Here is a 14,051-nt window from a genome sequence, read left to right on the forward strand (position 1 = left end):
GTTTACCAACTACGCATCTTATGGCCTTTCACCGCGTAGAACAGGATGAACAGATAACAGGGCAACATCACAATATAACCGCCCTGCATGCCCATATCTGTCGCCGAGCTCATTAAGCCCCAAGATACAGGACCAAAGGCGCCACCAGCAATCCCCATAATGAGAAGCGCAGAACCTGTACTGGTCAATTTGCCCATACCAGACAAGGCTAGCGGCCATACTGCAGGCCAAACGATCGCATTGGCTAAACCGAGAAAGGCAATCATCAACAGGGTGTCAGGTAGCGCAACACCACCAAAAGGCACTAACACAACATTCGCGATAGCGTAGGAGTTATTGTCACCGAACAAAATACCGCATGTCAGTAACAAACCTAAAATAGCCGACACCATTAAAGCCTTAGGCTGTGAAATAAAGCGAGGAATTAACAGGATACCGAGCGTGTAACCTAGCACCATACACACCATGGTATAGGAGGTCATCACCCCGTAATGCTCAACCCCGAGTGATAACGCAAAAGTGCCGATAGTGTCACCGGCAATCACTTCCACCGCCACATAAACAAACAGCGCCAACACGCCAAAGGCTAAGTTCGGGTGAGACAGCGCCGCTTTAAGTTGGCCTTTATCGGTATTTTCAACGGCTTCATCTTCATTGGATAATTCTGGTAATGGCGACTTCTTCACCGCTAACGCCAAAATGCCGATAAAAATCGCCATGCCTAAATACGGTAATACTAAACCATCGGCCATTTCATCAATTTGAATTTGAGTCAGCTCAGTACCAATACGGTCTTTAAAGCTGTCTAAAATCAGTGCAGAGAACACCACAGGCGCAATCACGCCCGCACCTTTGTTCAAAATACCCATCACGCTCACACGGGCAGCGGCGGATTCTTCAGGGCCTAAACGCACCACATAAGGGTTAACCGCAGTTTGTAATAGGGTTTGGCCTGTGCCCATCACTAATTGGGCCAATAGGAACAAGGCAAATATTTGGGTTTCCGCGGCGGGGATAAACAGTAAACCCGCCAGCATCATCACGCCCATGCCGATCGCCATGCCATTCTTATAACCGACTTTGCGAATAAGCCAGGCGGATGGCAAGGCAGTAAAGGTCACTGCGATATAAAAAGAAAACAGGATCAACGACGCTTGAAAGGGATTGAGTTGCAATATTTGTTTCAAATATGGCATCAAAGACCCATTCAACCAAGTGGCGAATCCGAGGATGAAAAAGAGAGCGGCCACTATGGCCATGGGGAGAAAGCTGCTTTTTTGCTGGCTTTTATCGAGTGTCATTTCCATAAACCTGCTTCTTATAGTAATTAATTATTGAGGTGATAACGGGGTTTAAATTAATGCCTAAGTTCCCGAATATCCGTATCGCGACTCGTCCGCAATGGCTAATGTTATCATCCAAACGCACCATTGTTTCAGTGATGTTAAAACAAATAACACAAAAAGACAACGCTGTCATTTAATAAATTCTCGCGAATATTCCCTCGTAATCATCAATTGGCCGATAGCTAAGTTGTAACTCACATCCAGAAAATAATGTAAAAAAAGCCGCAGACACTGAGTGCGTGCGGCTGATCTCAAGCGATTAAGCCAACTGACTAAATTCTGACAAAAATATTGCGGCGATACATCCAATATAAAACCAGCCACTGCACCGCGAGCAAGCTGATAACCGCAGCTAACGCTTGAGCGCTTTCAGGCAAGGCCAGCACTAAGCCGCCAAACACGCTTTGAGCGATATATTTCCAATCCACTAAGCTCGACGCTAAGTAAATAATAATGGCGTTGGTGCCTATCACCACGAAGAAAAATGCGGCTTTTTGCCACTTAAGCACATCGACTAAGGCATAGAATACCGCCAGCAGTATCATGCTCCAGCCCGACGTCACCAGCACAAATGAACTGGTCCACAGCTCTTTATTGACCGGAATAACAAGATCTAACAGCCAACCTAAGGCTAAGCAAACGCCACCCGCAGCGGCGAGCAACCCCACTTTGGCCCACTCTCCTTTAGGATGAGATTTAACAATAAAGTGGCCGACAAATACCCCTGCTAACGCATTGACTATAGCGGGAATAGTCGACAGTAAACCCTCTGGATCGGGCGTGCGTCCCTGATAGCTCACGCCGGGTAATAAAATCGAATCGACATAGGCATTGATGGATTCCGTTGGCGAGAGCACGCCTGCCTGTCCACTAGGGAAAGGTAGCCAAAGTTGCATTGCGCCATAACCGAGCAAAATGCCCAAGGCGACGATAATTTGGGTTCGTAGACTCGTGTGCCACACCAATAATGCGGCAAAAAACCATGCAAAGGCGATTCGACCTAACACACTGGCATAGCGAATTTTTTCAGGATCGGCAGGCGCGCCCGTTCCCCAACCGTGATTGTATAAAATACCCAGTAGCAGCAATAAAAAGAGTCGTTTAATCCCGTGACGATACACAGTTAATCGCTCACTCATGGGTAATTTATCTAAACGTTTGGGAGATAAACCTAAGGCCACACCAGAGAGGAAAATAAATAGCGGAAAGATTAAATCGTAAAACCGAAAGCCGTGCCATTGGCTATGGTGCATCTGTTCATCGCCCCATTGCCAGCCTGCCCAGCCAGTTAGAATAAGCAAGCCACCAAACAAAGCCTCACCGCCCAAAATCCAAAACATATCGAAGCCGCGCAGTGCATCCAGCGACATTAACCTAGGTTTATTCACCTTTACTGGCGCAATTGCGTTTGTCTGTGTCGTCCCCATGCCATCATCCTTTATTATTGTTATTAAAAGCTTTTATAAAAGTTGAGCAAAACTAATACTGTTTAAAATTAGTGCTGTACAATAAAAAAACTTAGCCCCTGCCATCAAAATACGACAAGGGCCAGATGTTAAAAATCGCCTAAACTGCAAATGTAAATGCAATTTAAGGGTGTGCATAAACGGCTTGTCCCGCAATGTAGTTTGCCTGCACTTTGTTCTGCGCATCGAGCAAGACAAAGTCAGCCCTGTGTCCCAGTGCTAAACGGCCTGCCTTATGGTCAATCCCGAGGAATTGCGCGGGATATAACGCCGCCATTCTTAAGGCTTCCGCCAAAGGTAAACCCAACAAGTTGACGGTATTGTTGACCGCAGTCGCCATATCGAGCACACAGCCCGCCAGCTCACCTGTCACAGCATTTAGTCTGTCGCCGACTCTTAACACTCGAGTACCAAAGAGCTCGAAGCTAGTCTCATCCTCCATACCAACTGGCGGCATAGCATCGGTGACTAACATCATCTTGCCCCTAGATTTTGCCCTTAGTGCAACCTTTGCCGCCGCTGGGTGCACATGGTGACCATCGACAATCAAACCACACCAAGCGGTTTCACTCTCAATCGCCGCGCCAACCATGCCCGGCTCACGGGAACCCAGTGGTGACATCGCATTATAAAGATGGGTAAAGCCCGTCGCGCCTGCCGCTAATGCCGCAACAACAGTATCGTAGTCTGCATTAGAGTGGCCTAAACACACCTTCACGCCCGAAGCGACGAGCGTGCGGATCACCTCTGGCGACACATTTTCAGGCGCAAGCGTGACAACTTTAATCCCCAGATCTTGACGACAAAATACCGCGAGTTCAGCATCGGTTATTTCGCGAATAAAACCCTGCGGATGTACACCTTTTTTAGGCACAGATAAATGTGGTCCTTCAAAATGCACCCCTAAAACGCCAGCGCTACCTTTGACTAACGCCTCGGCCACTGCATCGGCCGCATTGGCCATCACGCTGACATCATCGGTGATAAGCGTAGGTAAAAATCCGGTCGTGCCAAAACGCGCATGGGCACGGCCGATAGTTTCAATGCAATTAACACTCGGATCGGCATTGAATAACGCCCCGCCGCCACCGTTCACTTGTACATCGATAAAACCTGGCACCAGCGTTCCGGCTTGGCGGATTTCCTTCGCGCCAACAACCGTATCAAACGCCAGAATGTGCCCGTCTTCAACAGTAACAGGCACATCTTGATGGAAATATTCACCATCAAAAATACGCTCGGCGATCAAGGTGATTTTCATCGCAAACCTCTTTCAATAAATAACACGAGTGACTTAAGTTTTAAATTAAGTTCACTGCGAGGGCTTAGCTGCACGGGCTTAGCTGAACAGGTTTAATCGTGCAGCTAAAAGTCAGCGAAGTCTAATCCGCAGTACCTAAACCTCTAAAACGTTGGCCGCTTAAAGCTCGGCGGCTTAGAGCGTTTGGGTCACTTTTTTAAGGCCAGCAGGTTGATCGGGATCGATACCGCGGGCAATCGCAACCGCAGCCACGTCGATATAGAAACGTTGTAATAACGCTAACGGCGCCACACGTGGGTGAATGTCAGTAGAGGTTTGATTCAGATGCACTAAATCGGCGCCGCGTTGGCTCACATTTTCAATCTGTTCGATATGGCTAGCGTAGGATTCATCGCCAATGCACACATCAACGATAGTGAGTTTTTTCTCAACTAAGGTCACAGGACCGTGGAGGAACTCAGCGCTACTGAAAGCTTCAGCATGGATTGAACACACTTCTTTTAACTTAAGCGCGATTTCCTTGGATACCGCATAACCTAAACCACGGCCAAGTACGACTAAGTTCTTCACGTCGGCAACAGATTCTGGCGTGAGTTGTGGCTCAGCGTCCACCGCCGTTTGCAGCGCTTGGGGTAAAGAAGCGACGGCGCTAGCAAGCGATTCGCTTTGAGTCCAAGCGGCGGCAAGCTGTAAAATCGCTGACAACGTTGCGAGGTAACTCTTAGTCGCGGCAACCGCTTTTTCTTCGCCGGCACGTAAAGGCACAACAACATCGACGATATCTTTAATCGGTGCGGTTTGATCATTGACTAAGGCAACACAAAAAGCGCCAGCATTTTTTGCCATACGCGCCTGCGCCAAAATATCAGGGCTACGGCCAGATTGTGAAATAACAATCACTAATGCGCCTTCGAGTTTCAAGGTCTTACCATACACACTCGCCACTGAAGGGGCGGCGGCAAACGTCGGTACGCCCGCTTCGATTTCAAATAAGTACTTAGCAAAAACACCCGCATGATCCGATGAACCACGACCAACGATCATTACAAAACGGGGATCGAAGGCGCGCAGCTTTTCACCTAACTGCTGCATGATTTCAGCGTTAGCTTCTAACTGGCCAGCGATTTTTTGCGGTGCGGTGCGAGCTTCTTGCTCCATAATAGTGTTTGTCATGTCTTTTACCTTCACGTTCAAATACAGGATTTGGCTTCAGTGCCTATTTGCACTGACAACGACTTATTAAATTCTTGCTGGGCGAAATACATAGCACCGAGTTCGGGTGGTGCTAAGGTTTCTGAAATTTTGGCGACCACATCGGCACCGAGCCAGGCTTGTAAAGGCTCTGCAAGGCCACCGATCATCGAAAAACGCACCGGATTTAGGCTAAATAGCTTACGCGCCATGTCGCTAATATAATCTGCGCCCTCTTGCACTATCGCCGTCGCGACCGCGTCCCCTTCACTGGCGCAATCGAGTACGCTTCTGGCTAATGCGGCATAGCAACTTGATGATTTACCGGCTAGATTTTCGACAATACCGAGCGCATCGGTGACGTTAAAGTAGCTCAGCAGCATATCGGTTAATCGGGTTGGTACGGCAAAGCCATCGAGTGCTAACAACACGTGTTCGGCGGCTTTTAATCCCAGCCAAGCACCGCTGCCCTTATCACCTAATGCAAAACCATAACCGCCAATACTCAAGCTGGTATCACCAACATGGGCATAACCGCAAGAACCTGTGCCCGTGATGATCACAGCGCCATCGGCACCGCGATGGGCACCAATACAAGCCGTATGCAGATCTGTGGTGACATACATGGCCGCAAAAGGATGCTGCCAGTTGATCACGTCTTGATATAACCTAGGGACATTTACGCCAGCAAGACCAAGACCCGCCACCAGCAAGTGACTATCGCTCTCGTTCATGCCCGCATCCAGCAACGCCAGGCGAGTCGATGCTTCAATGGATTCAAATGTTTGTGTGAGACCATGCAGTGGATTTGCGCGTCCTGCAACACCTGTCCCTAAAACGGTACCGTCTGCGCAGTAGATGGTGGCTCGACATTTACTGCCGCCGCCATCTACACCTATAAACAGTTGTTGATCTTTTGTCTGGACTAACCCCATGACACCCCTCTTCACCTATCAATGCAGCGCTACCGTTGCTTATTATTTGCCGTTAATACAGCGCTCAACTTTAGTTAACTCAATGTTACAGCAATAATGACAGCGTTGTCATTTACTTTTTTAAGTGATTTATGATCTAAAATCAAATTTAGGCAATCACTGACACAGAAAAACAAAAAGGCTGTATTTTATCTATAAAATACAGCCAGATATAAAAATCGATTTAGTTAACGATTAAACTTCGGCCTTTACGAATACCATCGGCAGCTATGGCACGGACCTCAATCGGTGCAGTGACCGCCTGCCCCGCTTGATAAGCTTGCCATTGGCCATTTAGGCTTCGGTATTCCAGTTTGAGTCCGGGATAGGCGATATTAGCAAACAGTTTACCGTCACGGATCTCGGCGCCGACCGTCGGTACGCGATAATCAATCCCCGCTTTATCTAACTTAATAAACTCTTTGTGGCCTAAAGTATTCGCGAGTTGTTGCCAATCCTTTGCCTGTGCATCACGCATGGCTAAAGTAAAAGCGCGCGAGCTTTGATTATATATAGCGCCTTGATATTGATAAGGCACTTCCCATGCGGCTTGATGCCAAGCACGCTCAGCCAACATCAACAAACGCGGGAACACCATGTATTCAATTGTATCGTCACTGCGAATCGACTCACTCCAAACCTGCCCTTGCAAGCCAGTAAAAGGTTTGCCTTTCTCCCTTGGACCCGAGATTTTTTTACCCGCCTCATCAAGTTTTATTCTGTCGTCCGCTTCGAACGGCTGATTTTGAATATCGGTCCATTGCTCGGCATTGGCGGCCAAGTTATCTGGCATAAAGCTAAAGACTTTATGGCTGTTGGTCGCGCGACTCGCCCAGTAATAGCCATGCTCCTTAGGATCGGCCTCATAGGGGAAATCAAAGTACAACACCTCAGGATTAGAGAGCACGGTTTCCCAACCAAGATTCGCCTGCTGATTGGCGCGCTCATAGCCTTTATGGGCAATCACATCCCAAATATTAGACTGCACTTTAGCGGGCATATTCTCAGGGCGAACATGGCTCATGCCATCGCTCCACCCCGCAGCTTCAATACCTTTGGCCGCTAACATAGTCGAAATTCGCTCGATAAAATAAGCGCCTAAGTCATCTATCGACTTAACGCCTTTATCGTTATTGGCGACAAATGCTAAACACTGGGGTGATTGTTTCCAAGCTCCCGCCGTTTCATCGGCACCAATGTGGTAACGCGTCAATGGTTGACCCGCGGCTTGGTGTAACTTGGCAATTTCATCAATTACCTTATCGACAAACTGATAGGTCGACTCCATACACACGTTAAGCGTATTGTCGTCGTAATATTGCACTGAAGAATAAACCGTTTTGTCGTTTGCATCGGATAACAAATATTGCTCAGCTGCAGTGGTTTTCCCTTCAGCTTGCAATTGACGAGCGCCCGCATCTAACGCTTTTACCGCTGTGCTAGCTTGATTTACCGTTTCCTGCACAGGGACAACCTGCACTTTGCCCGTGTTTTGAAGCTCTACGTCTTCAGACTGTAATCGACGAAAACGCGCATCCATCGCTTTAATCGCGGCGCGGCTATGACCCGGCATATCCATCGATGGGATCACTTGAATTTGACGCGCCTCGGCATATTTCACTATGTCGATATAGTCTTGTTTGGTGTAATAGCCATTAACACTAGTATCGCCAAACGGCCCACTGCCTAACTGCGGTAATAAGCAGGAATTTTCATCTAAATCATGGCAACGTTTACTGCCAATGTCGGTTAATTCAGGCAGACCATCGATTTCTAAACGCCAACCTTCATCGTCAGCCATGTGTAAATGCAGTTTATTGAGCTTATAAGCCGCCATTTGGTCGAGCAAATCCAGCAACAATTGTTTGCTGTGGAAATTACGTGCCACATCAATGTGCATACCACGGAACGGATAACGTGGGCTGTCTTCAATGGTCATGGCATTCACTTTCAGCGAATTCACATCCACAAGGCTTGCTAATGATGACAAACCGTAAGAGAAGCCCGCCGCATCATTGGCAGCGATCACTATTTCAGTTGGCTGAATATCTAAGCGATAACTGCCCTCATCCCCTTTTTGGCTGGCAAATTTCACCGTAATGCCACTCGCAGATTCAGCCACACCCAGGCGAGCTAAACGTGCCACCGCTGCCGCAACTTGACTCTTTTGCTCTGGGTTATCTTGCTGATATTCGACCTTAATACCGCCAGCAAGGGATACTGGTGTATCAGTTGAATGGATCTTCACCTTTTGTGGCGTTGGGATAATGGTATCCACAGCCAAGGCGGCATCTTCACTCACGCTTTGATTGGCTTTAAATAATTGCGCGGCATCGGCTGGCGCGAGTTTATCCGTTTCAGTGCGTTGATATTGGGTTTTAAAATTCGTAAACCCTTCAACATACGGACGCGTCTCTAAACCCGTTTCGGCATCTTTACCCACTTGAGTGCTGGCGATAATGACGGGTTCTAATCCGTTTGCTGCGAGGTAATAGTTTGGCATAGCGTCGGTTTCAGCCAATTGCCACGGCTCACCACGGAATGTCAGTTGCTTTTTCTCGCCCTTAACAAATCCCTTAAAAGCGGCCGTTGGCGTAATACGATGTAAATCGCCTTTAACGTGCGTTATCGTCAACTCACCGCTTTCAACCGATTGCACTGGGCGCATTTGGCTTAAATAAATTTCCCAATCCTGGCTGGCTAAATCCATACCGGGCACGAAATCAATTTGAGCGACAAAACAGCGACCATCGGCTTTATCTTTTAGGCACTTATCGTCTGGCACATTGGTCACAACACGGTAAGTTACGACTAACGAATCCCCGAGTTGTTGTAACTGCGCTTGAGTTAATGCGTCCTGAGCTTGCTGTGTTTGAGTCACAGCCTTATTGGCTGACGCAGAGGAAGGCGTCACTGGCGCCTCGGAACAGGCCGCTAATCCTAAAGCCAGTAAAATGGCGCTTGCTGAGAGTGTTTTATTCATGATTATCCTTATCTAGCTCCAGAAATGGCTACAATCTGAAGGAAGTTACTAACGTCCGCAGTCTTTCCCCTTGGTGAAACAGTCGCTCGCTCGAGTGCGCTAAGTGCTCGCTATCGAGTGAGGCTGAACCTGAGACATTGGCAAGATCATTTAACGTACGAGAAATCGCTTCGGTGACGCAGGTTTGCTCCTGCGCCGCATGGGAAACTTCGATGTTCATATTACTGATATTTGAGACTAAATCAGTCACTTTAGTGAGTACTAACTTAATTTCTTCCGAGCGGTTTACGCCCTGAGTCGAGAGGGCTTGACTCGCTTGCATCACAGTGACCGTTTCTGCCACACGGCTCTGAACCTGCTGGATCATTTTCTGTATTTCACCTGTGGCTTGTTGGGTTCGGCTCGCCAGCGTGCGCACTTCGTCGGCCACCACAGCAAAACCGCGCCCTTGTTCACCCGCCCTTGCCGCTTCAATAGCAGCATTAAGCGCCAGTAAGTTGGTCTGCTCGGCAATACTGTTGATCACTACGACCACTTCATCAATCTTTTGGGTTTCTTGCTGTAACTGTGAGACGGACAATGCCGAGCGAGCTAATTCAGATGCCAGCTTGCGGGTAATGTCTAATCCCGAATCAAACTGACGCTGACTGTCATCGACCGCTTTATCGGCCTGACTCGCCGCATCCGCGGTGCGCTTGGCGTTAATCGCAACTTCGTTAGCACTGGCGCTCAGCTGAGTGACAGCCGTTACTGCGGCCTCGGTTTCTTTTAGTTGGGTTTGAACGCGATCATTGTTGGTTTGCGACAGTGAACCAAGCGCTTTGGCATCGCCCAGTAATTGCCCTGAGGTTTCGTGCACTCTGGAAATCGTGGCGTGGATTTGCTCTACAAAACCATTAAATGCCTTGGCAAGCTGACCAATCTCATCCTGACTCTCAACCGGTAATCTGTGGCATAAATCGCCGTCACCGCTGGCAATTTCTTCCATAGCGCGAACAACATTCTCCAATGGATTAATCACTAAACGTTTAAGAATGATAAAGATAACAATTAAACTGCCACCGAGAATTAACAGCGCCTGCAAGAAATAACCTAAGAGTAAATCTGACAACAGAGCGCGAATGGGCAACATAGAAAACTGAATGGCCAATTGGCCCGTCGGATTACCTTGGTCAGCAAAGTGAATTTCACGTTTTACCAGATACTCATCGGCTACCGTTTGAGTTTGTTGACTCTCGGCCAACACTTTACCGCGATGGTCGCTCACCACGATATGATAAATCTGCGCAGATTTAAGCATCACAGATAACACGGCTTGGATTTGTTCATAATCGTAGGTGAAGATGGGCTGCGCCATAGTGACTTGCAAATTGGCGACGGTATTGTCTTCAAACTTAGTTTCACTGGCGGCCAATTTATCGCTCGCCAACCAGTAAGATGCACCGAACAAAACGCTGACTATCATAAAAATCGCTGCCGCTAACCCAATCTGTACTTTTAAGGCTAATGTTTTCATTATTTTGCACCTTGCATACTAAAGAGACCTAACCATAATTCTTTGCGTTCTATTGGCGTTAACGGACTTAAATCAGGCGTATCGAGGCGGATAATGACCCTTTGTTCAAACTTTGCCTCGCGGTACAGTTGCTCAATTTTTAGCTCGCGATTGAACATCTCATCAAAAGAGCCGTCGCTTACCATACTTTCAAGCCCTGCTAAAATGGCCGCCGCAAGTTCGGGGCGCTTAGGGGACACAAAGAAATAAGCTGGCGAGCGATATTGAAGCAGAATATGGCTATCAACCTTAAGTGCGGGATCGGGGTGACTAGCGAGTTCTTCACCAATTTCCTGGGCGCCGAGGGCAAGATAATCAAAACGCCCACCTTCTAACATGGGGTATAAATTGGTGTACTGATAACTCGTAACGACGGGTAATCCATTGGCCTCTAGAATCGTGGCATCGGGCCAATAACGATTTTGCCCCGCCTTTAACTGCCTAAAATCCGCCATGGTTTTCACCTTGGCAAATCGCGTTTCATCCGCTTTGCGGATAATCAGCAGTCGATTACCGAGTAATCCTTTAAACAATGGAATGCGCACGGGTAGCACAGTTTCTTCTAATTCTTTTGAGGTCATACTCCAAAACACATCGACTGTTCCTGCCATTGCTTCTTCGACCTTGCGTTTTTGATTCATTTGAGTCGACATTTGCTGCACTTGATAGCCGCTATCCGAACGGCGCAGTGCTTCCTTAAGCAAATTTAGCTGCCAAGTCTGCTGTATGGTGGTGACGATTGTTTTTGAAATCGGCGCCTGAGTGTGAGAAACGTCAGACTTAATGGCTTCAGAGGAACCAGAATTAGAGTTTAAATTTGAGTTTGAGTTAGCGGCAAAATGACTTGAGGCGGTATCGGCGGCAAACACAGCGAAGGATGAGGCTGAAAGCCCCGTCAGAGCCATGATAAACAGTGACCAGCAAGCTGCTCGTTTAGTGATGATTAGTGAGGTCGTTAGTGTAAAAACATAACGAATGACACTCGTCATGCCCGTCGCAATGACGCGCATTGCAGCCGTTAAATGAATCGCCATAAATTGCAGCCTCTTTTTATTATCTGGTTTTTACCAGTGAGTTTTATTTATCTATGCCGCTAACGTTCAAATGCTGAGGTAGGCATTGAAGTAATATTGTAAAACACCCTAAAAAAATGGCTGGGCACTGCTTACAGTACCCAGCCCACGCTAGTTTCTGGGGAGAGACTATCAAAATATCAAAGACAAACGTATCGCCGCCCGACAGCAATACTCCTGCCAAACACATGAAAAGGAGACCTCATCCTCTCATGCAGACCTTACAAACAACGTATCACACAAGCAGATGACAGCGTTGTCATTATTAAAGTACACAAGAAAGAACAGGATTTCTACATTTTTTTGACAATTATTGTTGTTTTTTATGAAAAAACATACTTAACCATTATTATTCAATCACTTAAAATGTTTAATTTATTTATTCAAGCTTATGTGACAACGTTGTCTTTCATTGGTAACATGGCGATAACATGACAAAGATCACGGTAGCTATCGATGAGTCCCCTTAACACATTAGTGCCCAGTAATACCCAATCTGCTCCGCGCTTAACTCGGCACTACCGAAACCTCAGTTTGATATTGCTACTTTGTGGAGCTTGGTTATTTTGGGCGAGCCATTTTCATTCGCCATTTGATCTTATCCAAGAATATGGCCGCTTTATTTTTCTGGGTATTACAGGAGCGATATTTGCCAATTCGACGGGAGCTGGCGGTGGCGTCATCTTTATTCCCGTTTTTTCGAGCCTCAACTTTAGTGAGTCTCAAAGTGTTGCGACTTCATTTATGATCCAATGCTTTGGTATGACAGCAGGCGCGATTTCATGGTCACTGCATTATAAAAAGCGCCACCGGGAAGATGCCGCCTGGTCTGGTTTTGTGAAAGCAGCATTACTTACCGCCTTCTTTTCTGTCTTAGGTTTCTGGAGTAGCCAATTACTACAGCTCAACTCCCCCTCTTCGCTACACACAAGTTTCAGCATCTTCTCGATTGTACTCGGTATCGCCATCGTTATTAGTAGCAAAAGTAGCACGCCAATAACTCGCGCTATAATGCCTGTCGATTTTCTTTGGCTCGCTCTCATAGGCTATTTCGGCGGCATTATCACAGCTTGGTTATCGGTAGGCGTCGGTGAATTAGTCGTCATTTATCTGATGTTACGGGGGCTATGCGCCAAAATGGCGGTCGCCACCGGCGTCATTGTTTCTGCCATTACCGTTTGGTCGGCAAGCCCTATTCATATTTTTTCAACAAATAGCCATGCCCTCTTTGAGTTAGTGTTATTCGCAGGCCCAGGTGCAGTTATCGGAGGATTACTCGCTCGTAAATTAGCGCTATATCTCCCAGTAAAAGTATTAAAACTCTTTTTCTCCATTTGGATAATTTTGACGGGTAGCGTCATGTTGGCGAGTTAAAAACTCTAAAATTGATTCATATTCATTGCTTTAATTAAAAACTAGCATAAGTAAATCGCATAGTTTGATGCCACCAATACAGCATGGCACCATTCTTTAAATGTTATTTTTCCATGACTAAATCAATTAAACTAAGAGAACAAAGATGCGCATAAATCACAGAGTAGAATCCACGTTTTGCAAAATCTAACATGACTACTTCTTCTAGCTCATGCATTTTTTGTTCATCAACGGTATAAATACCATTAATATTGGTCTTAGTTCCATCCTGAGCATTTACAGTTAATGTTCTAGGCTGCAATAGATCATGCTGTATTAAAATACTAATAAAATGTTTTGTCATTTCCTGATAGTTAGCCTGAAGACTAGCTAACTCTAGTTGTGTATTGAGATAAGCGGTGTTATCGCCATCAGTTGTAAACAAAGAATTATCTCCGATTTCGGACACCGACGAATTATTTAGATCAATTCCAATAATTATTTTATTATCAGTATAGCTCGCACCGAAAGGATACAATTGAACTTGAATAGGTAAATAACGCGATATCCACCTACCGTTTATCATTAATTTGTTCGAATTTTCTTTTAAAGATGTAATAGCTACAGGTAAGAATTCACCTGTTTGAGCATTTTTGGTAAATATAATGGGAAAACTAGTCGCTGCTGACATGAACTCTTGAACCTGAAGAGGCAACATGTGCATTTTTTCAAAAACTTTATAGTCAACAATATTGTTTACTTTTAAGTGTCTATGAATAGAATTATTCAAAGGGACATAATGTGTTGTCATCTTTTTTCCTTGTTAATGTTTTTATGCAATTCATAAAA

At 46.4% G+C, this 14,051-nt stretch carries 10 protein-coding genes; 1 reads left to right on the forward strand and 9 read right to left on the reverse strand.

Annotated features, from left to right (window positions below; translation table 11 throughout):
* Nucleotides 1-2 precede the first annotated feature (2 nt).
* From nagP to DYH48_RS15520, 8 genes are all read right to left on the reverse strand, one after another.
* Entirely contained in the window at nt 3-1,301 is a 1,299-nt protein-coding gene (gene nagP, locus DYH48_RS15485; protein ID WP_011846103.1) for an N-acetylglucosamine MFS transporter NagP, read from the reverse strand.
* 317 nt (nt 1,302-1,618) lie between these two features.
* A complete protein-coding gene (nagX, locus tag DYH48_RS15490; RefSeq protein ID WP_115335278.1) occupies nt 1,619-2,773 on the reverse strand; it encodes a transmembrane glucosamine N-acetyltransferase NagX in 1,155 nt (384 codons plus the stop codon).
* A 163-nt stretch (nt 2,774-2,936) separates the two neighbouring features.
* Nucleotides 2,937-4,073, reverse strand: a complete 1,137-nt coding sequence (gene nagA, locus DYH48_RS15495) for an N-acetylglucosamine-6-phosphate deacetylase (RefSeq protein WP_115335279.1) — start codon at nt 4,071-4,073, stop codon at nt 2,937-2,939.
* A 174-nt stretch (nt 4,074-4,247) separates the two neighbouring features.
* Nucleotides 4,248-5,246 (reverse strand): glucosamine-6-phosphate deaminase NagB-II, encoded by a 999-nt coding sequence (gene nagB-II, locus DYH48_RS15500; RefSeq protein WP_115335280.1) that lies wholly within the window; start codon nt 5,244-5,246, stop codon nt 4,248-4,250.
* 17 nt (nt 5,247-5,263) lie between these two features.
* Nucleotides 5,264-6,199 carry an N-acetylglucosamine kinase gene (nagK, locus tag DYH48_RS15505; protein ID WP_006080664.1) on the reverse strand — a complete coding sequence of 312 codons (936 nt, stop codon included), beginning with the start codon at nt 6,197-6,199 and terminating at the stop codon, nt 5,264-5,266.
* A gap of 223 nt (nt 6,200-6,422) precedes the next feature.
* Complete coding sequence (locus tag DYH48_RS15510; protein WP_115335281.1) at nt 6,423-9,221, reverse strand: beta-N-acetylhexosaminidase; 2,799 nt, start codon at nt 9,219-9,221, stop codon at nt 6,423-6,425.
* Between the two features lie 28 nt (nt 9,222-9,249).
* A complete protein-coding gene (locus tag DYH48_RS15515) occupies nt 9,250-10,737 on the reverse strand; it encodes a methyl-accepting chemotaxis protein (protein ID WP_115335282.1) in 1,488 nt (495 codons plus the stop codon).
* Nucleotides 10,737-11,810, reverse strand: a complete 1,074-nt coding sequence (locus DYH48_RS15520; protein WP_115335283.1) for a substrate-binding periplasmic protein — start codon at nt 11,808-11,810, stop codon at nt 10,737-10,739. The genes DYH48_RS15515 and DYH48_RS15520 overlap by 1 nt, the downstream gene beginning before the upstream one ends.
* Nucleotides 11,811-12,305: 495 nt before the next feature.
* Between DYH48_RS15520 and DYH48_RS15525 the strand changes: the two genes are divergently transcribed.
* The gene (locus DYH48_RS15525) at nt 12,306-13,223 is read left to right on the forward strand and encodes a sulfite exporter TauE/SafE family protein (protein WP_115335284.1); all 918 of its coding nucleotides are present in this window, start codon (nt 12,306-12,308) and stop codon (nt 13,221-13,223) included.
* A gap of 103 nt (nt 13,224-13,326) precedes the next feature.
* On the opposite strand, the gene DYH48_RS15530 is transcribed toward DYH48_RS15525, so the two are convergent.
* Complete coding sequence (locus DYH48_RS15530) at nt 13,327-14,013, reverse strand: SapC family protein (RefSeq protein WP_115335285.1); 687 nt, start codon at nt 14,011-14,013, stop codon at nt 13,327-13,329.
* Nucleotides 14,014-14,051 lie beyond the last annotated feature (38 nt).

The organism is Shewanella baltica, from assembly GCF_900456975.1.
Lineage (GTDB): Bacteria > Pseudomonadota > Gammaproteobacteria > Enterobacterales > Shewanellaceae > Shewanella > Shewanella baltica.